The organism is Pseudomonas sp. FG6, assembly GCF_057809015.1.
This window is the reverse complement of sequence record NZ_JBMDJD010000017.1, coordinates 55,045-79,526: the sequence shown is the minus strand read 5'-3', so window position 1 is coordinate 79,526 and position 24,482 is coordinate 55,045. Positions and strand designations below refer to the sequence as shown.

Below are 24,482 nucleotides of genomic sequence, written 5' to 3'. Positions count from 1 at the left end.
TTCAGCGCGCCTGTGCCATGTCGCGTAGCAGCTGCAAGGCTTCGGTGGCCAGGGGCTGATACTGATTGAGGATATCCCCGATGCTGACCCAGAAAATCACCATGCCCAACACCAGGGTCAGCGGGAAACCGATGGAGAAGATGTTCAGCTGCGGCGCTGCCCGGGTCATGATGCCAAAGGCGATGTTGACCACCAGCAACGCGGTAATCGCCGGCAATACCAGCACCATCGCCGCCCCCAGGACCCAGCCGAGCTTGCTGGCCACTTCCCAGAAATGATTGACCAGCAAGGCGCTGCCCACCGGCATGGTCGTGAAGCTCTCGGTCAGCACTTCGAACACCACCAGATGACCGTTCATGGCGAGAAACAACAGGGTCACCAGCATGGTCAGGAACTGGCCGATCACGGCGGTGTTAACGCCGTTGGTCGGGTCGATCATGGACGCGAACGCCATCCCCATCTGAATCGAAATGATCTGTCCGGCGACCACGAATGCCTGGAAAAACAGTTGCAACGAGAAGCCCATCAAGGCGCCGATGAGAATCTGCTCGGCCACCAGCATCAGCGCACTGAGGTCCAGCGCATGAACCGCCGGCATCGGTGGCAACCCGGGCGCGATGACCACCGTGATCGCCAGGGCGAAATACAGGCGCACTCGCCGGGGCACCAGGGTCGTGCCGAAGACCGGCATGCTCATCAGCACGGCGGTGACGCGAAACAGCGGCAGGACGAAAGACGCGACCCAGGAACTGATCTGGGTGTCGGTCAGCGCAAGCATCGACATCCGTTCAGCCGATCAACTGCGGAATACTGCCGTACAGCTGCAGGATGTATTCCATGAAGGTTTGCACCAGCCAGGGACCGGCGACAATCAGGGTCACCAGCATGACCAGCAGGCGCGGCAGGAAGCTCAGGGTCTGTTCGTTGATCTGGGTCGCGGCCTGGAACATCGCCACCAGCAGGCCCACCAGCAGGCTGGGGACCACGAGGATGGCGACCATCATGGTCGTCAGCCAGAGCGCATCGCGGAACAGGTCTACCGCTACTTCAGGCGTCATATCTTGCTACCCGCACAAAAGGCCTAAACACCGCCGAAACTGCCGGCCAGGGTGCCGATGATCAATGCCCAGCCGTCCACCAGCACGAACAGCATGATCTTGAACGGCAGGGAAATGATCAGTGGCGACAGCATCATCATGCCCATGGCCATCAGGATACTGGCGACCACCAGGTCAATGATCAGGAACGGAATGAAGATCATGAAACCGATCTGGAACGCGGTCTTGAGCTCGGACGTCACGAACGCTGGCACCAGGATCGTCAGCGGGGCCTGGTCGGCACTGGCGATGTCAGTGCGCTTGGACAAGCGCATGAACAGCTCAAGGTCGCTGCTGCGAGTCTGGGCCAGCATGAAGTCCTTGATCGGCCCCTCGGCCTTGGCCACGGCATCCTGGGCGCTGAGTTTTTCCGCCAGGTAGGGTTGCAGGGCGTCCTGGTTCACGCGGTCGAAGACCGGGGCCATGATGAACATGGTCAGGAACAGCGCCATGCCGGTGAGGATCTGGTTCGACGGCGTCTGCTGCAGCCCCAGGGCCTGGCGCAGGATCGAAAACACGATGATGATCCGGGTAAAACTGGTCATCAGCATGACGAACGCCGGGATGAAACTCAGCGCGGTCATGATCAGCAGGATCTGCAGGCTGACCGAGTATTCCTGTGCGCCCTGGGCATTGGTGCCCAAGGTAATGGCCGGGATCGACAGCGGGTCGGCAGCGAACGCCAACGGCGCAGCCAGCATCAAGGCCAGCGCCAACAGAATGCGCAACGGCATTACTTTTTATCCTTCTGGTCTTTACCCAGTAGTTCCATGAGGCGCTGGGCAAATTCAGGGGTGGCCTGCTCGGCACTGGAGGGCACTTGCACCGGCTCCTTGAGCACGTGCAAGGCCGTGATGGTGCCAGGGCTCAAGCCCAGCAGGATCTGCTCGCCACCGACCTGGACCAGGACCAACCGGTCCCGCGGCCCCAGGGCGCGCGAACCGACAATGTCGATGACCTGCCCCTTGCCGGCCGGCCCGGCCTGTTGCACTCGCCGCAGCAGCCAGGCAAGAAAGAAGATCAAGCCCAGCACCAGCAGCAGGCCGAGCACCAGTTGCGCCAATTGCCCTGCCATGCCGCCGCCCACCGCCGGCGCAGCGGCCGCAGTGGTCGCCGGTTCGGCCGCCAGCACACTGAGCGGCATCATCAGGATGGCTGCAAAAAACCCTTTCATTCAGCGCAGCTTCTTGATGCGTTCGCTCGGGCTGATCACGTCCGTCAGGCGAATGCCGAACTTTTCGTTGACCACCACTACCTCGCCATGGGCGATCAGCGTGCCGTTGACCAGCACATCCAGCGGCTCGCCAGCGAGACGATCGAGCTCGATCACCGAACCCTGGTTCAGTTGCAGCAGGTTACGGATGTTGATGTCGGTGCTGCCCACTTCCATGGAAATCGACACCGGGATATCGAGGATCACGTCCAGGTTCGGACCGTCCAGCGTCACCGGCTCATTGCTCTTTGGCACACTGCCAAATTCTTCCATCGGCAAGCGATCGGAGGCGTGGGAGCCCGTGTCGGCAGCCAGCAGCGCATCGATGTCAGCCTGCCCGGATTCACCGGCCTCTTCCAGGGCCGCAGCCCACTCGTCGGCCAGCGCCTGGTCTTCCTGGTTATTCATATCGTCAGCCATCATTTGTCCTCGGCGGGCAAAAAATCAGTTAGGAACTTAAAAATCCGACACCGCTCAGCGGCGTTCGATCGGCTCGATCACTTGCAACGCGAGGTTGCCTTTGTGAGAGCCCATCTTGACCTTGAAGGCCGGCACGCCATTGGCGCGCATGATCATGTCTTCAGGCATCTCGATCGGGATGACATCCCCAGGTTGCATGTGCAGGATGTCGCGCAGGCGCAGCTGACGCCGGGCGACCGTCGCGCCAATCGGCACGTCGACATCCAGCACGTCCTGGCGCAAGGCGTTGATCCAGCGCTCGTCCTGGTCATCGAGGTCCGACTGGAAACCGGCATCGAGCATTTCGCGCACCGGCTCGATCATCGAGTACGGCATGGTCACATGCAGGTCGCCACCGCCGCCGTCGAGTTCGATATGGAAGGTCGAGACCACGATGGCCTCGCTCGGGCCGACGATGTTGGCCATGGCCGGGTTCACTTCCGAGTTGATGTACTCGAAGTTCACTTCCATGATCGCCTGCCAGGCCTCCTTCAAGTCGACGAAGGCCTGTTCCAGCACCATGCGCACCACCCGCAGCTCGGTCGGGGTGAATTCCCGCCCTTCGATCTTGGCGTGACGACCGTCACCGCCGAAGAAGTTGTCCACCAGCTTGAACACCAGCTTGGCGTCGAGGATGAACAATGCGGTGCCGCGCAACGGCTTGATCTTCACCAGGTTGAGGCTGGTGGGCACGTACAGCGAGTGCACGTACTCACCGAACTTCATCACCTGTACGCCACCGACGGCCACGTCGGCCGAGCGGCGCAGCATGTTGAACATGCTGATGCGCGTATAGCGGGCAAAACGCTCGTTGATCATTTCCAGGGTCGGCATGCGTCCGCGAACGATGCGATCCTGGCTGGTCAGGTCGTAGCTTTTGACGCTGCCCGGATCAGCAGCGTTTTCGGTTTGCACCAGGCCATCGTCGACACCATGCAGCAGCGCGTCGATTTCGTCCTGGGACAACAGATCCTGCACGGCCATGTCGTGTTCCTACTGCAATACGAAGTTAGTGAAGAGCAACTGTTCGATCACCACTTTGCCGAGTTCTTTCTGAGCCACTTCCTGCACACTGGCCGTGGCTTTCTGACGCAGCATTTCCTGGCCGACCGGCGTCGCCAGGGTGTCGAAATTCTGTCCCGAAAACAGCATCACCAGGTTATTGCGGATCAGCGGCATGTGCACCCGCAGTGCTTCCAGGTCGGCCTGGTTGCGCCCCATCAGGGTGATGCTCACCTGCATGTAGCGCTGGCGACCATTCTGGGTGTAGTTGGCCACGAAGGCGGGCGCCATCGGCTCGAAAATCGCTGGTTGCTTGCCCACCGGCGCAGCTTCGACCGCGGCCGCCGGCTTGCTTTGAGCACTGTGCATGAAATACCAGGTCGCCCCCACGGACACCCCGATAGCCAGGAGCAGACCCACCACGATCAGAATGATCATCTTGAGTTTGCCTTTGGTTGCAGGGTCTTTTACAGCTGCTGCGTCGCTCTTCGCCATGCCAATAATCCGTCACTAATCGGGGGGTTCACTGTTGCATGGCAAGGCAGGAGCAAGTGTTATGCCAGAAAAGGAAGGACGGAATCAGATGTACTGGATAGGAACCCAGAAACCAATGTGGGAGCGAGCCTGCTCGCGATAGCGGCGTGTCAGTCAGCCCTTGTGGGATCTGATCCACCGCTATCGCGAGCAGGCTCGCTCCCACAGAGGGTTTCAAGGCATCAGGCGTAGTAATCGACCGCACTGCTGCCGATGACGCTGACGGTACTGGCCGCCACGTCGGCAACGCTCGCCGGCAGGCTTTCATCCATCGAGTCCACCCGCCCGCCAGACGACGAAGTGCGTCCCGCCTGGGCCTGTTGCTGGGCCTGTTGCCCCTGGTTCTGCGAACCACGGGATTGATCGGACACGCTGACGTCGACCTGCCCCATGCCTTGCTGGGCGAAGCTGTCCCGCAGGCGATGCATCTGGCCTTCCAGGGCTTCGCGAACACCGGCGTGGGCACTCATGAACGTGACCTGGGTCTGCTGGTCCGGAACCATATTGACCCGGATATCCAGGCGCCCGAGCTCGGCGGGTTGCAACTGGATGTCGGCCGCCTTGAGATTGGCGCTCGACAGGTACATCACCCGGTTGACCACTTCCTCGGTCCAGCCGTTCTGGTTCATGGCAATCGGCTGATTGACCGGCACCGCATTGGCGGTCTTGGGCGTGGCAGCCTGGGTCAACGCCGCCAGGCGGTTGGCGAAGTCGTCCACGCGGGTGTCGCTGGAGGCAGCGGTCAGGTCCTTGAGGCCCTCGCTGATCAGGCCACCGAAGGCTTTGTCACCACCCTGGCTGCCAGGGGCAGTGCTGTCCTGGTCAGCTTGTACCGTCAGCATGCTGGCCATCCCGGCGGCGAAAGCCTGGGCTGAGGTGGGCTCGCTGTCGAGGGCCGCTGGAGGAGCAGCCTTGGGCTGTGCCTGGCTGGTAGCGGAGACGTGGCCGCCCTGCTCCATGGCCAGGCGTAAGGTCGGCATGGCGTCGAGCGGGTCCGCCTCGGGATCGAATTGGGGATCGACCGGGGCGCTGGCCACCGGGGCCGGCGTCGCCGCCGCAATGGTCGGAGCCACCACCGCAGCAGCCACTTGAGGCGCGACATCCACGGGAGCGGGAGCGGGCGGCGCATCGACGGTCACCACTGGCACGACGGCATCAGGCAGCAGCGCAGGATCAAGCGTCGGATCCTGGGGCGCAGCGTCTGCCAGAGGGCTTTGCGTGGTGTCGGAGTCGTCGTCGGAAGCCGACGGATCATCGGTCACGGCCGACTTGTCGGCAGGCAACGCTTTGCCGCTATCGGCAACCACAGGTGGCGAAGCGGCAGCCGTTTGATCGTCGGTGTCTTTTTTGACGGCGTTGTCGGAGGCCTTGTCGCGCTCCGGTTTCATCGTCGGCTCAGGGGCCGCCGGCGATTTGGCGGGGGTCTGCCCGGCAAACACCTGAGCGAAGCTGGAGGCTCTATCCCCGCGGTCCGGGGCCACTGCCGGTGAATTGACGGCGGCCTGAGGCTTGGCCTGGGCAGCGGCCTGAAGCAGTGTATTGGGGGTTACGGGCATAAAAAAGGTCTCCGCTGCACTGAGTCATAGGTACAGTCGAGACAAGTCAATGCAAGGGATGGGCCAACGTCCGCCGGGCAGTCGGAACTCAGCAGTGGAAACCTTCACGCTCTTCCCGGTACAGGGTCCGGACGTGAGCAAATTCGCTGTCGATTTCGCTGACCAGCTTCTCGATACCACCCAACGACGGCTGCTTGGCACGCTGCTCCAGCTCACCGCACAGCTCCGCCAGGCGAATGGCGCCCATGTTGCTGCTGCTGCCCTTGAAGCTGTGGGCCGTGGCACTCAGCTTTTCAGCGTCGCGCGCTTCGTGCAGCACCCGCAGGCGGGCTTCGGAATCATTGAGGAATGTATCCAGCAGCTCCAGATAACCTTCCTCCATGACTTCCTTCAACGTGCTGAGCACATCGCGATCCAGATGAATCTCACTCACTTGTTCGCTCCCTGATCAAGAACGGCTCCGATTATGCCAGAGCCTCCCAGAAAAACTCCACGCGTGCCCTACGACCATCGTCGGACCACGAAGCCCGATGACACAGTTGACGCACCAGGCCTACGCCACGCCCCGACAACCGATCACTGTCCACCGGCCGGGCCAGGACCCGGGCGACATCGAACCCCTCGCCACTGTCTTCGACTTCGATGACGAGGCTGCCACCACTGCCGCCGTCCCCTTGGGGGGAGACCTGCAAATGCACCCGCACATAACCGCTGTCGAGTTCATCCAGGCGCGTACTGCGCTCGCGGTAATAGCGGGCGAAGCCCGATGCGTCACGCTTGAGGCTCGAATCAAGCCCCAGCACCCCGTGCTCCAGCGCATTGGAGTAGAGCTCCGACATGACGCTGTAAAGGGCGCCACTCTGGGCCCTGAGGCCATGCACTTCAAGCAACAACTGCATCAGGTACGGCATCGGGTTGAAACGCTTGAGCGTCTGCGCCCGGAATTCGAAGCTCACCGACCAATCCAGCGGGCTGGACTGACCGCTATCGGAATAGACCGGCGGCGGTGGATTGAGTTGCGTCGGCGCGACCAGCCGCACCTCGACCATGCTGAAATCGTCCCGGGCTTCGCCGCGAAAATCCCGCAGGGCCTGCTGAATATCCTCGAAAAGAAGATCAGGCTCCCGGTTGGTGGCAAAGACCTGCTGCAGCCCTTCCACGCCGAACGGCCGGTCATGGTCGTCACTGGTCTCGATTACGCCATCGGACAACAGGAACACCCGGTCCCCCAGCGACATGGCGTGCACTTCGGTGCGGTCATCGAACAGCTGGGGCGAGAGCACTCCCAACGGCAGGTGTCGTGCTGGCAATGGCGTGCGCACGCCGGTGAGGCTGTCATGCAGGTAGCCATCGGGCATGCCACCGTTCCAGATTTCCACCGTGCGACGCTGGAAGCTCAGACACAACAGCGTCGCGCAGCAGAACATGTCCACCGGCAGGATACGTTTGAGCTTGGCGTTCATCTCCCGCAGGATCTGCGCCAGGCCGTAGCCTTTGGCGGTCATTCCGTAGAACACCTCCGCCAGCGGCATCGCGCCGACCGCCGCCGGCAGGCCGTGCCCAGTGAAATCTCCGAGCAGAACATGCATGTCGCCCGACGGGTTGAACGCCGCCAACAGCAGGTCGCCGTTGAACAAGGCATAAGGCGATTGCAGGTAGCGGATATTCGGCGCGCTCAGGCAGCCGGAATGGGCGATCTTGTCGAACACTGCCTTGGCGACCCGCTGCTCGTTGAGCAGGTAGTCATGGTGCCGGGCGATCTGGTCGCGCTGCTCCACGACCGTGGCCTGCAAGCGGCGCAAACGGTCCATGGCCTTGATCTTGGCGGCCAGTATCACTTGGTTATAGGGTTTGGCCAGGAAATCGTCACCACCGGCCTCCAGGCAGCGGGCCAGGGCTTCGCTTTCGGTCAACGAGGTAAGGAAAATGATCGGGACCAACTGGTCCCCGGCCAACTGCTTGATCTTCTGCGCCGCCTCGAAGCCGTCCATCACGGGCATCATCGCGTCCATCAACACCAGGTGCGGACGCTGCTCCAGATAGACCTCGACGGCCTCGGCACCGTCGGCCGCCGTCAGCACATGATGGCCCTGGCGGCGGACGATGGTCGATAACAGCAGTCGATCAGCGGCGCTGTCTTCGGCAATCAGGACCGTCAGCGACTCCGACGACGATTGCATGGCGATCAACTGATATCGAACAGTTTGTCGAAGTTGGAGATCGCGAGGATTTTCTTGACGTCGCTGTTGCTGTTGACGACCCGGATATTCGATTCGTCGCCACCGGCGTGATCGCGCAGCAGCAGGAGCATTCCCAAGGCGGAGCTGTCGAGATAAGTGGCGTCTTTCAAATCCACCACAATGGCTTCGGGGGTCTTATTGAGCCGCTCATAAGACTCGCGAAACTCCTGATGCCGACCGAAGTCGAAACGACCCTTGATCGAAATCGTCAGCTTTTGCCCATCGGGAGAAACTTCGGTAACAACTGACATGATCGGCTTCCTTGTCATGGACATACGTGTACAAGGTTTAGCATCTGGTAGAGCTATGAGCAAGGTTTTAGATCATTTCCCGCCAAAATGACCCGCACGGTCAGAAGGGGTCCTGGCGCGGCAAGCGCTGGGACAACTCATCCAGCAGTCTTTGCTCGCGTTTGTCCTCCAACTGCCGCGCCTCGTCGATATAGCGCTGCACCAGTTTGCGCAGCCCTTCGACCCGGGCGAAGGCCTCTTGCCAGGCCACGCGGGCCTTTTCCAGGTTGTTCTGGTGCCAGACCAGGCTCTGGCGCTGCTGGTCGATGGCGGTCCCCAATTGCGCCAGGAACCCCTGGTAACCCAACAGCCACTGGCCGGACACCCCGTGACTGCCACGGGCGATCCATTGCTCCTGGTATTCGAGGCGGAAGTTTTCCAGGTCTGCCAGCTTGCTTTCGGCCACCGCCACCTGGCCCTGGAAATAAGTCAGCCGCTGAACCGCGGCTTTCTCGGCTTTTTCCGCCATGTCCACCACCGGCGTCAGGCGTGCCGCACGACTCGTGGCCATGGCCGGTTATCCGCCGGCAATCGGGGCGAAGAGGGTTTGCAAGTGCGCTTCGCTGGCACCCATGCCAATGTTGTCGTTCAGGCTCTGGCGCAAGTAGACCGACATGGCCGGATACAAGCTGATCGCCGTGTCGGTCTCGCGGTCGCCACCCGCTACGTAGGCGCCGACGCTGATCAAATCACGGCTTTGCTGGTAGCGCGACCAGTATTGCTTGAATTGCTGGGCACGCTTGAGATGTTCGGCACTGATGACCGACGGCATGACCCGGCTGATGGAAGCCTCGATGTCGATGGCCGGGTAATGCCCCTCCTCGGCCAGGCGCCGGGACAGCACGATGTGGCCGTCGAGCACCCCCCGCGCCGAGTCGGCGATGGGGTCCTGCTGGTCGTCGCCCTCGGACAACACGGTGTAGAACGCGGTAATCGAACCCCCACCCTTTTGCGCGTTGCCGGCGCGCTCCACCAGTTTCGGCAGCTTGGCAAACACCGAGGGCGGATAGCCCTTGGTAGCGGGCGGCTCACCAATGGCCAGGGCGATTTCCCGCTGGGCCTGGGCGAAACGAGTCAGCGAATCCATCAGCAGCAGGACGTTCTTGCCCTTGTCGCGGAAATACTCGGCGATACGCGTGCAATACATGGCCGCCCGCAGGCGCATCAGCGGTGCATCGTCCGCCGGCGAAGCGACGACGACGGAACGCTTGAGGCCCTCCTCGCCCAGGATGTGCTCGATGAACTCCTTCACCTCGCGGCCCCGTTCGCCGATCAGCCCCACCACGATGATGTCGGCCTCGGTAAACCGGGTCATCATGCCCAGCAGCACACTCTTGCCCACCCCCGTACCAGCGAACAGACCCAAGCGCTGGCCCCGCCCTACCGTCAACAAACCGTTGATGCAGCGGATCCCCACATCCAGCGGTACGCTGATGGGGTCACGCTTGAGCGGGTTGATGGTCGGGCCATCCATCGGCACCCAGTCTTCGGCCTTCATGCCACCCTTGCCGTCCAGCGCGCGTCCGGCCCCGTCCAGCACGCGTCCGAGCATGCTCATGCCCATGGGCAACCGACCGTTGTCCGCCAGGGGCACCACGCGCGCACCGGGCGCAATGCCGGCCACGCTGCCCACAGGCATCAGGAAAACCTTGGTGCCGGAGAAACCCATGACTTCCGCTTCGACCTGCACCGGGTGATAGCTGTCGTCGTTGATCACCAGGCAGCGACTGCCCATGGCGGCACGCAAGCCCTCGGCTTCGAGGGTCAGGCCGACCATGCGCAGCAGGCGTCCTTCAAGGATCGGCTGCCCCGCCAGTTCAACGGCCTCGGCGTAACTGCCCAGGCGCTTGCCAAAGCTGGTTCGCTCAAGGCGCATCGCGGTCGTCCGGCTCAAGGGCATTGATGGGAGCGACATCCGGGGCGGCGCTGGCGGCAACCTCGGGTTCGTCCGGCAATTCCAGGCTCAAATCGGCCGCGGCCGGATGCAAGGCCTGCTCGTGCAACTGGTCGAACAATTTCGCCATGGCCTGGCTGATGCGGGTCTCGACGCTTGCATCGATCCGACTGTGCTCGGTTTCGACCCGGCAACCGCCCGGCAGCAACGAGGCGTCCTCGACGATGCGCCAGGTTTCCTCGTGGCGCTCGCGCAAGGCCTTGACCAGCTCGAAGTCCTGGGGATTGATGTACAACCGCACGTTACCTGCGCCCAGCGGCAGCAGCTTGAGGGCTTCACGCATGACCTGTTCGATCTGGCTCGAGTCGATCGCCAGCTCGCGCTGGATCACTTCTCGGGTAAGGTGCTGCACTAGGCCCAGCAGGGATTTTTCGATCTGGGTATCCTGCTCGGCGATGGGATCGAACAGATTGAGCATCAACGATTCCAACGCCCGCAGCTTGGCCGTCAACGCCACGTCGGCTTCCTGGCGAACCTTGAGTGAAGTACTGTGAAAGCCTTCCTTTTCACCCACGGCAAAGCCTTCGTTATAGGCTTCCTGGCGAATGCTCTCGACTTCCTCGAGGGTCAGCGGCTGGACTTCTTCCAGCGGCACTTCCTCGATTTCTTCGGGCAACTCCTCCACCGGCTCAGGTTCAGGCTCGGGCACATGGGGATCGAAGCTGGGCAACGACCAGAGGTCGAAGCCAGCAACGTCACGGGCACGGATCAGGTCGCTGGGTGAATCTTCACTCTTGGCAGACATAACGACCTTAGATCATCTCTTCGCCGCCCTTGCCACCGAGCACGATTTCTCCGGCTTCGGCCATACGGCGGGCGATGGTGAGGATTTCCTTCTGTGCGGTTTCCACGTCGCTGACGCGCACCGGGCCCTTGGCCTCGAGGTCGTCGCGCAACAGTTCGGCCGCCCGTTTGGACATGTTCTTGAAGATCTTTTCCTTGACGCCTTCGTCCGAACCCTTGAGGGCCAGGACCAGCACGTCGGAGGACACTTCGCGCAACAGCGCCTGGATGCCACGGTCGTCGACATCGGCCAGGTTGTTGAACACGAACATGAGGTCTTCGATCTGACCGGACAGGTCTTCGTCGAACTCGCGGATCGAGTCCATCAGTTGGCCCTCGATCGAACTGTCGAGGAAGTTCATGATGTCCGCCGCGCGCTTGATACCACCCAAGGTGGTGCGCGAGGCATTGGAGTTGCCCGAGAACTGCTTCTCGAGGATCGTGTTCAATTCCTTCAGGGCCGCCGGTTGCACGGTATTGAGCGAGGACACGCGCAAAATGATGTCCAGGCGCACTTTATGGTCGAAGTTGCCCAGCACTTCACCGGCTTGGTCCGGGTCGAGGTAAGCCACCACGATCGCCTGGATCTGCGGGTGCTCGTAACGGATCACGTCGGCAACCGCACGCGGTTCCATCCACTTGAGGCTGTCCAGGCCGCTGGTATTGCCACCCAGCAGGATCCGGTCGATCAGGCCGTTGGCCTTGTCCTCGCCCAGGGCCTGGGTCAGCATCTTGCGCACGTAGTCGTCGGAGCCGACGCCCAGGCTGGTCTGGTCGCCGACGATATCGACGAACTCGCTCATGACCTGCTCGACCTGCTCGCGGTGCACGTTGCCCATTTGGGCCATGGCCACGCCCACCCGCTGGACCTCCTTGGGCCCCATGTGGCGCAGCACTTGGGCGGCGTCGGTCGACCCCAGGGACAGCAGCAGGATCGCGGCTTTGTCGACCCGGGTCAGTTTGGCAACAGCGGCTCGATTATCACTCATCTGCGTTAATCCACTCTTTCACGACCTGGGCCACGCGACCCGGATCTTCTGCCACCAGACTCTTGATGGCGTTCAACTGGGCGTCATAACCTTCACTCGGGCTTGGCAGCAGAATACTCTGCGGCCCGCCGAGGCTGACGCGATCGTTAGCCAGTTCGCCATCCAGGCCACCCATGCCTCCCAGCTCGACATCGCCGAACGCGGCCAGCTCTTTGTTCTTGCCGCCATTGGTAATGTTGTTGAGCACCGGACGCAGTACACCAAACACCAGTATCAGGATGAACAGCACGCCCAATACTTGCTTGACCACATCCCAGAACCAGGGTTGCGAATAAAACGGAATATCGGCGATGACTTCCCCGCGCTCCGAAGAGAACGGCACGTTGATCACACTGACGCTGTCGCCACGGCTGGCGTCGAAACCGACGGCGTCCTGCACCAGGCGAGTGAAGCGCGCCAATTCGTCGGCGCTCCACGGCGCACGGCTGGTTTCGCCATTGGCCGGGTTGACCTTGACCTGATCGTCCACCACCACCGCAACCGACAGGCGACTCAAACGACCCTGCTGTTGCTTGGTGTGGCTGATGGAACGGTCCAGTTCGAAGTTCTTGGTCGACTGCTGACGTTTGTCGGCCGGGTACGGTGCCAGCATTGGCTGGCCGGTGGCCGGGTCCATGATCTGTTGGCCGTTGGCATCAACCAGCGGCTGGCCGGGTTGCACCATGCCGGCGGCTGCGCCTGCCCCACCGGTGGTCTGCGGAGCGCTGGCCGGCGTCGGCGGTTGGTTGCTCAGGGCACCCGGCACGCCTTGCGGGCCATTACTGGCGGTACGTTGTTCATTCACCGACTGTTCGCTGCGCAACGCCGGCTGATCCGGGTTGAACTGCTCGGACGTCGACTCGACGGCGCTGAAATCCACGTCCGCGGAAACTTCGGCTTTATAGCGGTCATTGCCCAGGATCGGTTGCAGGATGTTGTGCACCCGCTGGGTCAGCATGCCTTCCATGCGACGGCTGTAGTCGAACTGCTTGCCGGCCATGGTCAGTTCGGAGTTCTCCGCCTGATCGGACAACAGCGTGCCCTTCTGGTCGACCACGGTAATCTGCGACTTGCTCAATTCGGGAACGCTGGTCGCCACCAGGTTGACGATGGCGAGGACCTGACCCGGTTCCAGGGAACGGCCCGGGTACAGCTCCACCAGCACCGAAGCACTCGGCTTGCGTTCATCACGCACGAAGACCGAGCTTTTCGGGATCGCCAAGTGCACGCGAGCGCCCTTGACATTGTTCAGGCTGGAAATGGTACGTGCCAGCTCACCTTCCAGGCCGCGACGATAACGGGTCGCTTCCATGAACTGACTCGTGCCCAGGCCCTGGTCCTTGTCGAGAATCTCGAAACCGATGTTGCCATCGGTAGGCGTCACGCCAGCCGCAGCGAGCTTGAGGCGCGCACGGGCAACGTCGTCCGCCTTGACCAGCAAGGCGCCAGAGTTGGGCTCGACGGTATAAGGAATGTCGGCGGAAGCCAGGGTTTCCATGACTTGCTTGGCGTCCATGCCCGCCAGGCTGCCGTACAGCGGACGGTAGTCCGGCTGCTGGGACCAAAGCACCACGGCAAAACCAATCGCCACGCTGGCCGCCAGGCCGACCAACAGGCCGACCTGACGCAGCATGGTCATCTCAGAGAGATTTTCCAGGAAAGACAGACCGAACAACGGCGGTTTGCCGCCGTCTACCAGAGTGGCCTTGGCTGGAACGTTATCAACGGCTGCTTCTGCCATGACTCAATAATTTCCTTAAACCGGCATCTGCATGATGTCTTGGTAAGCCTGAACCAGCTTGTTGCGAACCTGGGTCAACGCCTGAAACGAGACACTGGCTTTTTGCGAGGAGATCATTACGTCCGTCAGGTCGACGCCACTTTTGCCAATTTCAAAAGCACTGGCCAACTGGTTCGACGCCTGCTGGGTGTCGTTCACTTTATTGACGGCCTGACCGAGCATGTCGGAAAAGCTGCTGCCACCCACCTGGGGGACCGCGACCGATTTAGGCTGGGCCATGGCGTCCATCTGCATGGCCCGCATGTCCAACATCAACCGATTAAATTCAATACCTTGGCTCATGGTCTATTCTCTCTGGCGGCCCGCATTTTTTTGACACTTGCTCAGCGGGTATTCAGGTATTAGCAACAAGGGTGCCAGCTCCATGGCAACAAGAAACAAATGCGCGCCCGACTCCCTCTGTGGGAGCGAGCCTGCTCGCGATAGCCATCAGCCGCGCAACATCTGCATCGCCTGAATAGGCTTTCGCGAGCAGGCTCGCTCCCACAGGACCTGACGGTGTTCGGGTTTCAACGATTCAACTGGCGAAGAGATAAGCCTCCACATCCATGCCGGCATCACGCATCTGCGCCAGCTTGTAGCGCAGCGTGCGCGGGCTGATCCCCAGGCGCTCGGCGGCCTCCTTGCGACGGCCGCGCTCGGCGCGCAGGGTATCGATGATCATCTGGAACTCCCGGCGACGCAGGTCATCTTCCAGCCCCCCGGCCGATTCGCCTTCCACTTCTACCAACGGCACGGGCATCGGGCTCGAAGACGGCGTCGGCAACGGCGCGCAAGCGACCGGCCCGGCCAGGCAAAAATCTTCCGGCTGGATCAAACCGCCCTGCTGCAGGATCAACGCACGCTGGATCGCATTGTCCAACTCCCGCACGTTGCCAGGCCAAGGGTAGGCCACCAGGAAAGCCTGGGCCTCGGGCGACAGCGTCGCCATCGCGTGCTTCATTTTATTGACGTGCTTGTTCAGCAGGCGCTCGGCCAGCGGCAGGATATCGGCGGTGCGCTCGCGCAACGGGCGCCAGGCCAGCGGAAACACCGACAGCCGGTAATAAAGGTCTTCCCGAAAACGCCCTGCCGCCACTTCACCCGCCAGGTCACGGTTGGTGGTTGCCAGCACGCGAATGTCCAGGGTGATGGGCTTGCGCGCACCGACCCGCTCCACTTCCCGCTCCTGCAAGACACGCAACAGCTTGGCCTGCAGGCCCAGGGGCATTTCGGAAATTTCATCGAGCAGAATAGTGCCGCCGTCGGCCTGTTCGAACTTGCCGGCCTGGGCCGCAATGGCGCCGGTGAAGGCACCTTTCTCATGACCGAACAACGTCGCTTCGAGCATGTTGTCAGGGATTGCTGCGCAATTGATGGCAATGAACGGTTCGTTGGCGCGCCGCGATTGTTGGTGGATATAGCGCGCCAACACTTCCTTGCCCGTTCCGGACTCGCCGGAAATCAATACGGTCGAATCGCTGCGAGCCACCCGCGCAGCCAGCTCCAGCAATTGCGCACTGGCCGGCTCGATGGCTACCGGCCCTTCGCCTTCGACAGCAACACCGCCCAACCCGTGGCGCGCGACCAATTCCAGCAATGCCTTGGGCTCGAACGGCTTGACCAGGTAATCCGCTGCGCCCTGGCGCATGGCATCCACCGCGCGTTCGACGGCGCCGTGGGCAGTCATCAGCAAGACCGGCAGTTGAGGCTGGCGGGCTCGCAACAGGCCGAGCAATTGATGGCCGTCCATGCCCGGCATGTTGACGTCACTGACCACCAGGCCAAACGACTCCCGACCCACCGCCAGCAACGCCTCTTCCGCCGAACCGACGGCGGTGTAGTCGTACCCGGCCAACAGCAGCGTATCGGCCAGTGCCTCGCGCAAGGCTCGATCATCTTCCACCAGCAACACCTTGATCGCCATTGCCGTCACTCTCCCTCCGGCGCACTGGAAAACAGCGGTAACAGCACCTGCACACAGGTGCCGCGCCCAGGTCGCGAACGCAGCTGCAACTCGCCCTGGTGGGCCCGTGCCACGGCCTTGACCACGGTCAGGCCGAGCCCCGTCCCGGTGGCCTTGGTGGTAAAAAACGGCTCGCCCAGGCGCGCCAGTACCGTCGGCTCGATGCCGCAGCCATTGTCGCTGACACACACACGCAACGTGCTGCCGCGGGCATAGACGTGCACCTTCAGCCGGACATCGCCCTCACTGGCCTGGATCGCGTTTTCAATGAGGTTCAACAACGCCCCCACCAGCGTGTCGCGGTTGCACAGCACTTCACCGACGTGGCTGTCGCATTGCCAACGGATCGGCAGATCCTGTACATGGGTCAATGCCGCAGCCTGCAAGGCTTGCAACAAGGCATTGGGGGTCATTCGATCGGTCAGGGGCAATTCGCCACGCGCGAACACCAGCATGTCGCGCACCTGGTGCTCCAACTCATGCAAGCGTTCTTTCAAGCGCCCGGCGAAGCGCTGCTGGGTTTCCATCGGCAACGCCTGCTCCGTCAGATGACTGGCGTACAGCAGAGCGGCAGACAAGGGGGTACGAATCTGATGAGCCAATGACGCCACCATCCGCCCCAGGGAGGACAGGCGTTCATGGCGGGCCAATTGGTCTTGAAGGTGACGGGTTTCGGTCAGGTCGTTGAGCAGTACCAACTGCCCAGGCTCGGCGTCCAACGAACGCGTCGAAATGGACAGGCGTCGACCGTCCTTGAGAGAGACTTCGTGACCGTCATCTTCACGGGGGGCAAAGCAGCGCGCAATGATGTGTCGCCACAGCTCGCCTTCGAGTGGCAGACCGAGCAGTTCGCAGGCCGCCGGGTTGGCTTCGCGCACCAGGCCATGGGCATCGATGACGATGACGCCACCAGGTAACAGATCGAGGAGGTTTTGCAGACGATTCGCCAGACGCTCCTTCTCTGCCAGCTCTTGCATACGCTGGGCACTGACCACCGCCAGCTCACCCTTGAGCTCAGTGACGCGGGCCTCGAGCAGGCTGTAGGAATCCGTCAACTGACTGGACATCTGGTTGAACAGCGAAAACGCCTGCTCAAGTCCGAGCCGGCTCGCCTGCTCGGCGGACGGCAGGCGCTCCAGCTCGGGGACAACAGACATCTGGGCGGCGTGGGTCATCGTGCTCTCTCGCTTGGCTGACCGTCAGTTAAACGGAACGTTGCGAGGGGTGTAGCAATACCCGTGCCGAAAAAAAACCACCTGTAAATCAGGTGGTTGCAAAACAGGCGTCAATCATCCGCCTGTTCATCTCCTTCGCGACGGCTCATCCCGTACTTGCGCATCTTTTCCACCAGGGTGGTACGCCGGATGCGCAAGCGCTCCGCTGCGCGGGCCACGATGCCGTTGGCGTCGTCCAGCGCCTGCTGGATAAGCCCTTGTTCCAGGCCACCCAAGTAATCCTTGAGGTCCAGGCCTTCCGGCGGCAACAGGGCGCTGGCGGTAAAATCCGGGGTATGGCCGTTGATCGCCACACGCTCTTCCAGGTCGCTGCGCAAGCTATCGACCATCTGCTCGTCTTCATCGTCGACGTAGCGGAATTTCTTCGGCAGCTCGGTCACGCCAATCACCCCGTACGGGTGCATGATCGCCATGCGCTCCACGAGGTTGGCCAGCTCCCGGACGTTGCCCGGCCAGCCGTGACGGCACAGGGACATGATCGCCGCCGAGTTGAAGCGGATCGAGCCGCGCTTTTCGTGCTCCATGCGCGAGATCAACTCGTTCATCAGCAACGGGATGTCCTCGACCCGCTCACGCAGCGGCGCCATCTCGATCGGGAACACGTTGAGGCGGTAATAAAGGTCTTCGCGGAAGCTGCCGATCTCGATCATGCTCTCGAGATTCTTGTGGGTCGCAGCAATGATTCGCACGTCCACGCTCTGGGTCTTGTTGCTGCCCACGCGCTCGAAGGTGCGCTCCTGCAGGACACGCAACAGCTTGACCTGCATCGGCAGCGGCATGTCGCCGATTTCATCGAGAAACAGCGTGCCACCGTTCGCCAGCTCGAAGCGCCCGGCACGGCTGGTGATTGCGCCGGTAAAGGCACCCTTTTCGTGCCCGAACAGCTCGCTCTCGAGCAACTCGGCGGGAATCGCGCCGCAGTTGACCGGCACGAACGGGGCCTCGCGACGCTTGGAGTGATAGTGCAGGTTGCGCGCTACCACTTCCTTGCCGGTGCCCGACTCGCCCAGGATCAGCACACTGGCGTCGGTGTCGGCCACCTGCTGCATCATCTGGCGCACGTGCTGGATCGCCCGGCTGGTGCCGACGAGGCTGCGGAAAAGGTTGGGTTCGCGGTGCCTGCCGCGCTCGCGAGCCTGGTCATACATCTCGCGATACACCTGGGCGCGGTGCAGCGAATCGAGCAGCTTGCTGTAGCTGGGCGGCATTTCCAGGGTGGAAAGCACCCGGCGGCGCTGGTCTTCAGGCAGGTCAAGGGAAGAATTTTCGCCCATTAACAAAACCGGAAGGAACTCATCCCAGGTTGAGAGTGTCTTTAGCAAGCCCAAAAGAGTGGCCGGCGCATTTACGGTCCCGATCAGGACGCAAATGACTTCACGGCTGGATGACAAGGAGCCGACAGCCTGCTGCCAATCATGGCTGCCACAGGGCAAATTTTCTTCACCAAGAAAATTCAGTATCACCGCCAGGTCGCGGCGGCGGACGCTATCGTCATCGATCAGGAGAATTTTGGTTTCACGCCACATGCAATAGCAACTTCCCTAGTCAACTCAATACCCGAAATTAGGGGGCAAGCTCGACGCTTGCAGACTTGTCACGCCTGTAGACGCCTGAAATCAGTAAACAGCTACTAGTTAAGTCAAAAAACCGTGCACAGTCAAATTTATGGCGCACCAGATTCGGATTAACTGAGTATTAACCGAACAGATGGTAAACCTTTGCCGCGTTTTGCGCTTGATTGATCTGTTGCATCTCGTCGACGATTGATTGACGCTCTCCCGTCGCCGCCTCCAGCAATTGCCGATAGACCCCCAGCAACGCCTCAAGGTTTGTCCGCAGCGCCGCCTCATCTACGCCAGCTTCGCTCAAGACGTCTTCCATGCAGGAACGACAGGCCATGTCCAGTTGACTGATCGCCTCCCAATCACGCTCGGCCAGCGCATCGACCAAGGCGTCACGGGTTTGTTCGATTCGCTGCAGCGCTTGAGTCATCACGTCATCCTCTGGCCCATCGGCCTATTGATTGGCAACCGCATGATCGGCAATGGCATCCCAACCACTTTTCAACGTGCCGAGCAAGCCCGAGACTTCATCGATGATCGCTGCATCATTATTGCGATTGGCTTCCATCAGGCGCGTCATCATGTAGGCATACAGATTGTCGAGTTGCTGGAGAGACGCCGGATCCTCGGTTTTTTCCGGGTTCAGGCCATCACGCAAGCCGATGATGATGTCCACAGCCTTGCCCAACAGCAGCCCCTTGAGTGCGACATCCCCTCTCTCCAAGGCGCCCTTGGCCTGAGCCATGCGATCCAGCCCACCTTCCATCAACATCTGTACCAGGCGATGGGGGTTGGCTTCAGAGATCTGAGCATGGGAATTAACCTTCTGGTACTGGCGAAGGGCTCTCATGGGATTCATGTTTCTACCTCGTGACAGACAACAACTGAAAGGGACGCTCTGTTCTTTATGTCGACTGAGCAAACCATAACTTTAACGAAAACCCACCACCCATAAAAAACCCAGGCACTGCTCCAGCAGTCTGCCTGGGTCTCTACGCCGGACCTGGATCAGCTGTCCTTCGATGACTTATTGAGCGCATTGAGGGTAGCCATGACGCTATCACCCTGCGCCCGCAGCCTGGCAACCAGGGAGTCCATGGCGGTGTATTTGGCGGACAGGCTAGTTTGCAGGCTGGCCATTCGAGCATCCAGCGCATCCTGCTGCTTTTTCAAAGCCGTCAGGCTATCGCTCAGGCTCGCCGAACGCGCGGCAAAAACACCGGTCTTGCTCAGGGCGAAGCTGTCAGTGGCCGACTTCATGCGCGCCAACAAACCGGTATCGCCCGAGAAGATCCCATTGATGTCAGCCGCATTGGTCAATGCCGCTGCATCAAACAGCTTGTCATTGATCGACAGCATGCCGGTCTTCTGGTCGGTCTGGACGCCGAACTGGGACAGTGCTTTCAACTGGCCTGTGCCCGCCATCGAATTCAACTCGGTGCGCACCGCCGACAACATCGAACGCAGCGAAGCATCCCCCGTCAGCGCACCGGACGTCACCGTGCCGTCGGCATTGGTGGTGACTTGCGTCTCAGCGTTGGCAGCCTTGATCAAAGCATTGTAGCTATCGACAAACCCCTTCACGGACGACTTCAGTGTCGCGCCACTGGCCGTCACCGAAATGGTGGCAGGTGTTGCCGTACCGCCAGAGGGAACCACCGAAACCCCCGTCAGCTTGAGGGTTACGCCGCTCACCGCGTCGGCGATGGTGTTGGTCTTGGACTCCATCGCCAGCCCATCGAGTTTGTACTGGGCATTCTGCGGTACACCCAAGACCGACGTCCCGGTTTCCAGGCCCGAATCACCGGTCAAGGTCAAATCCGAACCCACACCGGTAGTGGTCGATGTCAGCACCATTCGCGAGCCACTGGCATCGGTCACGATGTTGGCACTCAAGCCCTTGTTGGCGTACTGGGAGTTGATCGAATCGCGGACCTGCTGCAACGTCGCGCCGGCAGCCACACTGACGGTAAACGTGTCGCTGCCCTGCTTTATGTTCAGCGTGGTAGGCGTGGCACCGGCGTTAACCACCGAAGAAGCCCCCGTCGCAAAAACCTTGGTGGAAATCTTCGACGCCGTGGCCAATTTGTCGACCACCAGCGCAAAGCTACCGGCTGCCGCGCCATTGCTCGTGGTGACCGTAGCGACTTTTTCATCGGACGACGAACCGGTCAGCCCGCTGAAGCTGGACGCAGTTTTCATGTTGTCCAACGCACCACGGAAAGCGTCCAGCGCCGCCTGGATTTTGCCGATAGACGACAGCGAGGTGGTCGCTTTCAACGTCTGGTTGTTGATCTGCGTCTGCTTCGGCGCCTTTTCGGCAGCTACCAAAGACGCCACGATCGCCTGAGTATCGATATTCGAACCAATACCACTAACCGTTGTACCCGCCATCATCCTTCTCCATATCCAGTAGCCGCCGCTATTTTGACTAAAATCGCCTTAAACAGCGACAACAACAAAAATCATGCCAGCTTAGACCCTGTCGTCAAACAACAAGTGACTGGCGTCCGACAGGCTTTGCGCCAATTTAAGCGCGGTTTCCGAGGGGATCTGCCGGATCACATCACCGGTTTCGGTGGCAATGACCTTGACCACAATCCGCCCAGAGGAATCATCAATGGAGAAATCCAGTTTGCGCTGTGCAGCCTGGACGAACTCCTGAATATCGGTGACTGCTTTCTCCAGATCCTCGCGCTTGGATTCCGTACCCGATGACGCAACAGGTTCAGTCTTGGGCTGACCCGGTTTTTCAGCCTCTATCGGCGTTGGACCCTGAGGGGCAACGGGTGGATAAGACAGGTTCAACTTGACGCTCATGTCCATGCTAAATCTCCTCATCACGGAAAAGACGAAAGGGCACGTAAACGCGCCCTTCCGTCAGTTACCAAGCGCTGGGATTACTGAAGCAGCTTCAGTACAGCGGATGGCAGTTGGTTCGCCTGGGACAGGATCGCGGTGGAAGCCTGTTGCAGGGTTTGTTGCTTGGTCAGCTGAGCGGTTTCCGACGCGAAGTCAACGTCCTGGACCACACCACGAGCAGCGGTGGAGTTGTCCGAGATGCTGCGCAGGTTAGCCACGGTGCTGTCGAAACGGTTTTGTACAGCACCGAGGTCAGCACGCTGGGAGTCGATGTTGGCAATGGCCTGGGTGATCACGTCAACGGCGTTTTGCGCGTTGGTAGCAGTGGTCACGTCAGTGTTGCTGACGACGGTTTTGGTCGAGCTGACGGTAGTACCGGCGGCCACGAACAGACCGGTTGCACCAGCACCGTTCATCGAGTAGCTGTTGGTGGAGTTCAGGGAAACAGCACCGGTCACCTGGATTGCAGCTGCACCAGCGGCAACGGCAGCACCGTAGTTACCCGCACCATCTTTGGCAGCAACAGTGATACCGGCGATGGCGCTGGCGTCACCCGAGTTCAGGGTGATGTTCTCACCGGTGTCGGACTTGATTTCCAGGTTGTTGGTGGTGGCGTTGAAGTTAACGCTGATGCCCAGTTTGGCGGCGTTGGACTTCAGTTGGTCAGCCAGGCCAGCAGTGTCGGTTACGCCGACCATGTTGACAGCAGCGCCCGAACCTACCTGGATGCTGAAGTTTGCAGTGCCTGGAGCAGCACCGGTGATGGCAGCAGTGTTCACACCGAACTTGACTTCGGTGCTGGCGGTAGCCGACAGGCCGCCGATAGCGCCGTTCAGCTGAGCAGCGGTAGCCTTGGCGGATTGGCCGGCAGCAACAACGATGTTAGCGGTCTGGCCACCGCCGGTGATGGCGATTGCACCGCCGGCAACACCGGCAGCGCTTGGCGCGATGGCCACGCTTTTCAGCTGCTGGGAGCCAATGTTGTTGGCCGACACGTCGCCCAGGCTCATGTTGATGGTTTCGTTGGCGTTGGCACCGACTTGGAAAGCGGTGGTACCGAACGAACCGTCGAGGATCTTGCGACCACCGAAGGTGGTGGTGGTAGCGATACGGCTCAGCTCAGCGGTCAGAGCGGAGTATTCGGAGTTGTTCGACTTACGGTCATCGGCGCTTGGCGAGCCGTTGGCGGAAGCCAGGGCCAGGGTACGCATTTTCTGCAGAATGTTGGTGGATTCTTGCATCGCACCTTCAGCAGTTTGTGCGATCGAGATACCGTCGCCGGCGTTCTTGATGGCAGTGCCCAGGCCGTTGATCTGGCTGGTCAGACGGTTGGAGATTTGCAGGCCGGCGGCATCGTCTTTAGCGCTGTTGATACGCAGACCGGAAGACAGACGCTGCATCGAAGTTTGCTGGGCGGAGGAAGCCTTGTTCAGGTTGTTCTGAACGGTCAGCGACGCAATGTTGGTGTTTACTGTTAAAGCCATGACGAAAATCCTCGTTGGATGGGTACTGCGGCTTCCGGCCCTGACATCCGTCGGGTGTGGCCCAGAGAACCTACATACTAGTTATCGTCGTGAAGGTGCTTTGCTTGAGGGGTTTTTTGGATATTTTTAGTGGCAGCTTGCCAGCCCTTTATTTTCAAGGCTTTAGCGCTATTTTCTGGCGCCAGAAAAACGCAAAACGCCCGAAAACTTTCGTTTCCGGGCGTTCTTGCAAGCCAACGACGGCAGCGAAGGGTCAACCGCGATAGAGAATCGCCGAGCCCCACGACAGGCCCACGCCGAAACCGCTGATGGCCACGCGGGTCCATTTGGAATCGAACATATGGTTCTGCAGCAGCAAGGGGATACTCGACGACACCGTGTTACCGGTCTCGAGCATGTCCTTGACGAACTGTGCCGAACCCGTTTCGTCAAAGCGGCGCGCCACGGCATCGACGATGGCGGCGCTGCCCTGGTGAATGCAGAAAGCGTCGATATCACTGGCCTGCAGATTGGAGTCCTCCAACAGTTCATTCAAATGCGCCGGGACTTTGAGCAAGGCGAAGTTGAAAACCTGACGACCGTTCATGAAGAACACGCCATCGCTGACCTTGAGGTGCGGCGCGCCGGAACCGTCGGTACCGAACTTCGACTTGCCCAACTGCCACGCAGCGTTTTCACCCATCCAGGTCGCTGTGGCGGCATCACCGAACAGCATGGTGGTGTTGCGGTCTTCCGGATCGACGATCTTGGAGTACGGGTCGGCGGTGACCAGCAGGCCATTTTTCAGCCCTGTCGCCTCCATGAACCCCTTGATGGCATAGAGGCCATACACGTAACCGGAGCAGCCCAGGGAGATATCAAAAGCGGCGACGTGAGTCGGCAAATCCAGCTTGGACTGAACGATTGCCGCGGTGTGCGGCAAGCCTTCTTCGTCACCGTTCTGGGTGACGACGATCAGGCAATCGATGGATTCACGCTTGAGCTCGGGACTGGCGGCAAACAGTGCATTGACTGCTTCAACGCACAGGTCGGACGTCTCCTGCTCGGCCCCCTTGCGCGGCAAAAACGCCGAGCCGATCTTGCCAAGGATGAAGGTTTCGTCCTTGTCGAACTTTGCACCTTGGGCGTAGTTGTCAACCCCGGCCGCCGGCACGTAACTCGCTATATTTTTTATGCCAATCATCATGGCTTCCCAATAATAAACAGCTGAACACCGCCGCTCGCTGAATCGAGGGCGTCTACAGTCAGGGATTGGCCCCCAGAGGAGGCAATGTCGGGATACAAGGACCTGCCTTGAACGGCCCTACCGCCTTCACCGCCCGCAGACAGGATACAGTGAAGATGCGCGTTTTGACCGACAGGTCACTCGGCGATCATCGCTTTATTTGAATTTTGTAGCCCGCAGGCGGCTTGCGCCCCGTCTCGTCATTCCCCAGG

Annotated in this window: 26 protein-coding genes; all 26 read right to left on the bottom strand. The window is 60.7% G+C overall.

The annotated features are described in order from the left end of the window. Window position 1: 1 nt before the first annotated feature. On the bottom strand, window positions 2–784 hold the full coding sequence (gene fliR / locus ACODSJ_RS13455; protein WP_489102190.1) for a flagellar biosynthetic protein FliR: 783 nt from the start codon (window positions 782–784) through the stop codon (window positions 2–4). A 4-nt stretch (window positions 785–788) separates the two neighbouring features. Beyond that, a complete protein-coding gene (fliQ, locus tag ACODSJ_RS13450; protein WP_260955393.1) occupies window positions 789–1,058 on the bottom strand; it encodes a flagellar biosynthesis protein FliQ in 270 nt (89 codons plus the stop codon). A 23-nt stretch (window positions 1,059–1,081) separates the two neighbouring features. Next, the gene (gene fliP / locus ACODSJ_RS13445; RefSeq protein WP_489102189.1) at window positions 1,082–1,831 is read right to left on the bottom strand and encodes a flagellar type III secretion system pore protein FliP; all 750 of its coding nucleotides are present in this window, start codon (window positions 1,829–1,831) and stop codon (window positions 1,082–1,084) included. Continuing rightward, window positions 1,831–2,271 carry a flagellar biosynthetic protein FliO gene (gene fliO / locus ACODSJ_RS13440; RefSeq protein ID WP_489102188.1) on the bottom strand — a complete coding sequence of 147 codons (441 nt, stop codon included), beginning with the start codon at window positions 2,269–2,271 and terminating at the stop codon, window positions 1,831–1,833. The genes fliP and fliO overlap by 1 nt, the downstream gene beginning before the upstream one ends. After that, complete coding sequence (gene fliN / locus ACODSJ_RS13435; protein WP_489102187.1) at window positions 2,272–2,730, bottom strand: flagellar motor switch protein FliN; 459 nt, start codon at window positions 2,728–2,730, stop codon at window positions 2,272–2,274. It abuts the gene before it with no gap. A 54-nt stretch (window positions 2,731–2,784) separates the two neighbouring features. Continuing rightward, window positions 2,785–3,753 (bottom strand): flagellar motor switch protein FliM, encoded by a 969-nt coding sequence (gene fliM / locus ACODSJ_RS13430; RefSeq protein ID WP_489102186.1) that lies wholly within the window; start codon window positions 3,751–3,753, stop codon window positions 2,785–2,787. Window positions 3,754–3,762: 9 nt separating this feature from the next. Continuing rightward, window positions 3,763–4,266 carry a flagellar basal body-associated protein FliL gene (fliL, locus tag ACODSJ_RS13425; protein WP_489102185.1) on the bottom strand — a complete coding sequence of 168 codons (504 nt, stop codon included), beginning with the start codon at window positions 4,264–4,266 and terminating at the stop codon, window positions 3,763–3,765. A 221-nt stretch (window positions 4,267–4,487) separates the two neighbouring features. Next, a complete protein-coding gene (locus ACODSJ_RS13420; RefSeq protein WP_489102184.1) occupies window positions 4,488–5,861 on the bottom strand; it encodes a flagellar hook-length control protein FliK in 1,374 nt (457 codons plus the stop codon). Between the two features lie 88 nt (window positions 5,862–5,949). Continuing rightward, window positions 5,950–6,294, bottom strand: a complete 345-nt coding sequence (locus tag ACODSJ_RS13415) for an Hpt domain-containing protein (RefSeq protein ID WP_489102183.1) — start codon at window positions 6,292–6,294, stop codon at window positions 5,950–5,952. Between the two features lie 31 nt (window positions 6,295–6,325). Beyond that, window positions 6,326–8,041 (bottom strand): ATP-binding SpoIIE family protein phosphatase, encoded by a 1,716-nt coding sequence (locus ACODSJ_RS13410; protein WP_489102182.1) that lies wholly within the window; start codon window positions 8,039–8,041, stop codon window positions 6,326–6,328. Between the two features lie 5 nt (window positions 8,042–8,046). Next, on the bottom strand, window positions 8,047–8,352 hold the full coding sequence (locus ACODSJ_RS13405; protein ID WP_489102181.1) for an STAS domain-containing protein: 306 nt from the start codon (window positions 8,350–8,352) through the stop codon (window positions 8,047–8,049). Between the two features lie 100 nt (window positions 8,353–8,452). Next, window positions 8,453–8,902, bottom strand: coding sequence for a flagellar export protein FliJ (fliJ, locus tag ACODSJ_RS13400; protein WP_489102180.1), 450 nt, complete (start codon window positions 8,900–8,902; stop codon window positions 8,453–8,455). Window positions 8,903–8,908: 6 nt separating this feature from the next. Beyond that, window positions 8,909–10,267 carry a flagellar protein export ATPase FliI gene (fliI, locus tag ACODSJ_RS13395; protein ID WP_489102179.1) on the bottom strand — a complete coding sequence of 453 codons (1,359 nt, stop codon included), beginning with the start codon at window positions 10,265–10,267 and terminating at the stop codon, window positions 8,909–8,911. Next, window positions 10,257–11,090, bottom strand: a complete 834-nt coding sequence (gene fliH, locus ACODSJ_RS13390) for a flagellar assembly protein FliH (protein WP_489102178.1) — start codon at window positions 11,088–11,090, stop codon at window positions 10,257–10,259. The genes fliI and fliH overlap by 11 nt, the downstream gene beginning before the upstream one ends. A 7-nt stretch (window positions 11,091–11,097) precedes the next feature. Then, window positions 11,098–12,117: a flagellar motor switch protein FliG gene (fliG, locus tag ACODSJ_RS13385; RefSeq protein WP_489102177.1), complete on the bottom strand. Its 1,020-nt coding sequence runs from the start codon at window positions 12,115–12,117 to the stop codon at window positions 11,098–11,100. Next, window positions 12,110–13,897, bottom strand: coding sequence for a flagellar basal-body MS-ring/collar protein FliF (gene fliF, locus ACODSJ_RS13380; RefSeq protein ID WP_489102176.1), 1,788 nt, complete (start codon window positions 13,895–13,897; stop codon window positions 12,110–12,112). The genes fliG and fliF overlap by 8 nt, the downstream gene beginning before the upstream one ends. A gap of 15 nt (window positions 13,898–13,912) precedes the next feature. Continuing rightward, on the bottom strand, window positions 13,913–14,239 hold the full coding sequence (gene fliE, locus ACODSJ_RS13375) for a flagellar hook-basal body complex protein FliE (RefSeq protein ID WP_003199082.1): 327 nt from the start codon (window positions 14,237–14,239) through the stop codon (window positions 13,913–13,915). Window positions 14,240–14,474: 235 nt separating this feature from the next. Continuing rightward, on the bottom strand, window positions 14,475–15,863 hold the full coding sequence (locus ACODSJ_RS13370; RefSeq protein ID WP_489102175.1) for a sigma-54-dependent transcriptional regulator: 1,389 nt from the start codon (window positions 15,861–15,863) through the stop codon (window positions 14,475–14,477). Window positions 15,864–15,868: 5 nt separating this feature from the next. Further along, window positions 15,869–17,077, bottom strand: a complete 1,209-nt coding sequence (locus ACODSJ_RS13365) for a sensor histidine kinase (protein ID WP_489102174.1) — start codon at window positions 17,075–17,077, stop codon at window positions 15,869–15,871. A 110-nt stretch (window positions 17,078–17,187) separates the two neighbouring features. Next, window positions 17,188–18,663: a sigma-54 dependent transcriptional regulator gene (locus ACODSJ_RS13360; protein WP_260955426.1), complete on the bottom strand. Its 1,476-nt coding sequence runs from the start codon at window positions 18,661–18,663 to the stop codon at window positions 17,188–17,190. A gap of 169 nt (window positions 18,664–18,832) precedes the next feature. Further along, window positions 18,833–19,129 carry a flagellar protein FliT gene (fliT, locus tag ACODSJ_RS13355; RefSeq protein ID WP_489102173.1) on the bottom strand — a complete coding sequence of 99 codons (297 nt, stop codon included), beginning with the start codon at window positions 19,127–19,129 and terminating at the stop codon, window positions 18,833–18,835. A 24-nt stretch (window positions 19,130–19,153) separates the two neighbouring features. Beyond that, the gene (gene fliS / locus ACODSJ_RS13350; protein WP_489102172.1) at window positions 19,154–19,558 is read right to left on the bottom strand and encodes a flagellar export chaperone FliS; all 405 of its coding nucleotides are present in this window, start codon (window positions 19,556–19,558) and stop codon (window positions 19,154–19,156) included. Window positions 19,559–19,707: 149 nt separating this feature from the next. Continuing rightward, window positions 19,708–21,093: a flagellar filament capping protein FliD gene (gene fliD / locus ACODSJ_RS13345; protein WP_489102171.1), complete on the bottom strand. Its 1,386-nt coding sequence runs from the start codon at window positions 21,091–21,093 to the stop codon at window positions 19,708–19,710. An 81-nt stretch (window positions 21,094–21,174) separates the two neighbouring features. After that, the gene (locus ACODSJ_RS13340) at window positions 21,175–21,525 is read right to left on the bottom strand and encodes a flagellar protein FlaG (RefSeq protein ID WP_489102170.1); all 351 of its coding nucleotides are present in this window, start codon (window positions 21,523–21,525) and stop codon (window positions 21,175–21,177) included. 74 nt (window positions 21,526–21,599) lie between these two features. Beyond that, complete coding sequence (locus ACODSJ_RS13335) at window positions 21,600–23,045, bottom strand: flagellin N-terminal helical domain-containing protein (protein WP_489102169.1); 1,446 nt, start codon at window positions 23,043–23,045, stop codon at window positions 21,600–21,602. A 253-nt stretch (window positions 23,046–23,298) separates the two neighbouring features. Continuing rightward, window positions 23,299–24,228: a ketoacyl-ACP synthase III gene (locus tag ACODSJ_RS13330; RefSeq protein WP_489102168.1), complete on the bottom strand. Its 930-nt coding sequence runs from the start codon at window positions 24,226–24,228 to the stop codon at window positions 23,299–23,301. Between the last annotated feature and the right edge of the window lie 254 nt (window positions 24,229–24,482).

Coding starts and splice junctions, on each gene's coding strand:
- fliR (WP_489102190.1), bottom strand. CDS start 784: ATGTCGATGCTTGCGCTGACCGACACCCAGATCAGTTCCTGGGTCGCG.
- fliQ (WP_260955393.1), bottom strand. CDS start 1,058: ATGACGCCTGAAGTAGCGGTAGACCTGTTCCGCGATGCGCTCTGGCTG.
- fliP (WP_489102189.1), bottom strand. CDS start 1,831: ATGCCGTTGCGCATTCTGTTGGCGCTGGCCTTGATGCTGGCTGCGCCG.
- fliO (WP_489102188.1), bottom strand. CDS start 2,271: ATGAAAGGGTTTTTTGCAGCCATCCTGATGATGCCGCTCAGTGTGCTG.
- fliN (WP_489102187.1), bottom strand. CDS start 2,730: ATGGCTGACGATATGAATAACCAGGAAGACCAGGCGCTGGCCGACGAG.
- fliM (WP_489102186.1), bottom strand. CDS start 3,753: ATGGCCGTGCAGGATCTGTTGTCCCAGGACGAAATCGACGCGCTGCTG.
- fliL (WP_489102185.1), bottom strand. CDS start 4,266: ATGGCGAAGAGCGACGCAGCAGCTGTAAAAGACCCTGCAACCAAAGGC.
- ACODSJ_RS13420 (WP_489102184.1), bottom strand. CDS start 5,861: ATGCCCGTAACCCCCAATACACTGCTTCAGGCCGCTGCCCAGGCCAAG.
- ACODSJ_RS13410 (WP_489102182.1), bottom strand. CDS start 8,041: ATGCAATCGTCGTCGGAGTCGCTGACGGTCCTGATTGCCGAAGACAGC.
- ACODSJ_RS13405 (WP_489102181.1), bottom strand. CDS start 8,352: ATGTCAGTTGTTACCGAAGTTTCTCCCGATGGGCAAAAGCTGACGATT.
- fliJ (WP_489102180.1), bottom strand. CDS start 8,902: ATGGCCACGAGTCGTGCGGCACGCCTGACGCCGGTGGTGGACATGGCG.
- fliI (WP_489102179.1), bottom strand. CDS start 10,267: ATGCGCCTTGAGCGAACCAGCTTTGGCAAGCGCCTGGGCAGTTACGCC.
- fliH (WP_489102178.1), bottom strand. CDS start 11,090: ATGTCTGCCAAGAGTGAAGATTCACCCAGCGACCTGATCCGTGCCCGT.
- fliG (WP_489102177.1), bottom strand. CDS start 12,117: ATGAGTGATAATCGAGCCGCTGTTGCCAAACTGACCCGGGTCGACAAA.
- fliF (WP_489102176.1), bottom strand. CDS start 13,897: ATGGCAGAAGCAGCCGTTGATAACGTTCCAGCCAAGGCCACTCTGGTA.
- fliE (WP_003199082.1), bottom strand. CDS start 14,239: ATGAGCCAAGGTATTGAATTTAATCGGTTGATGTTGGACATGCGGGCC.
- ACODSJ_RS13370 (WP_489102175.1), bottom strand. CDS start 15,863: ATGGCGATCAAGGTGTTGCTGGTGGAAGATGATCGAGCCTTGCGCGAG.
- ACODSJ_RS13365 (WP_489102174.1), bottom strand. CDS start 17,077: ATGACCCACGCCGCCCAGATGTCTGTTGTCCCCGAGCTGGAGCGCCTG.
- ACODSJ_RS13360 (WP_260955426.1), bottom strand. CDS start 18,663: ATGTGGCGTGAAACCAAAATTCTCCTGATCGATGACGATAGCGTCCGC.
- fliT (WP_489102173.1), bottom strand. CDS start 19,129: ATGACTCAAGCGCTGCAGCGAATCGAACAAACCCGTGACGCCTTGGTC.
- fliS (WP_489102172.1), bottom strand. CDS start 19,558: ATGAATCCCATGAGAGCCCTTCGCCAGTACCAGAAGGTTAATTCCCAT.
- fliD (WP_489102171.1), bottom strand. CDS start 21,093: ATGGCGGGTACAACGGTTAGTGGTATTGGTTCGAATATCGATACTCAG.
- ACODSJ_RS13340 (WP_489102170.1), bottom strand. CDS start 21,525: ATGGACATGAGCGTCAAGTTGAACCTGTCTTATCCACCCGTTGCCCCT.
- ACODSJ_RS13335 (WP_489102169.1), bottom strand. CDS start 23,045: ATGGCTTTAACAGTAAACACCAACATTGCGTCGCTGACCGTTCAGAAC.
- ACODSJ_RS13330 (WP_489102168.1), bottom strand. CDS start 24,228: ATGATTGGCATAAAAAATATAGCGAGTTACGTGCCGGCGGCCGGGGTT.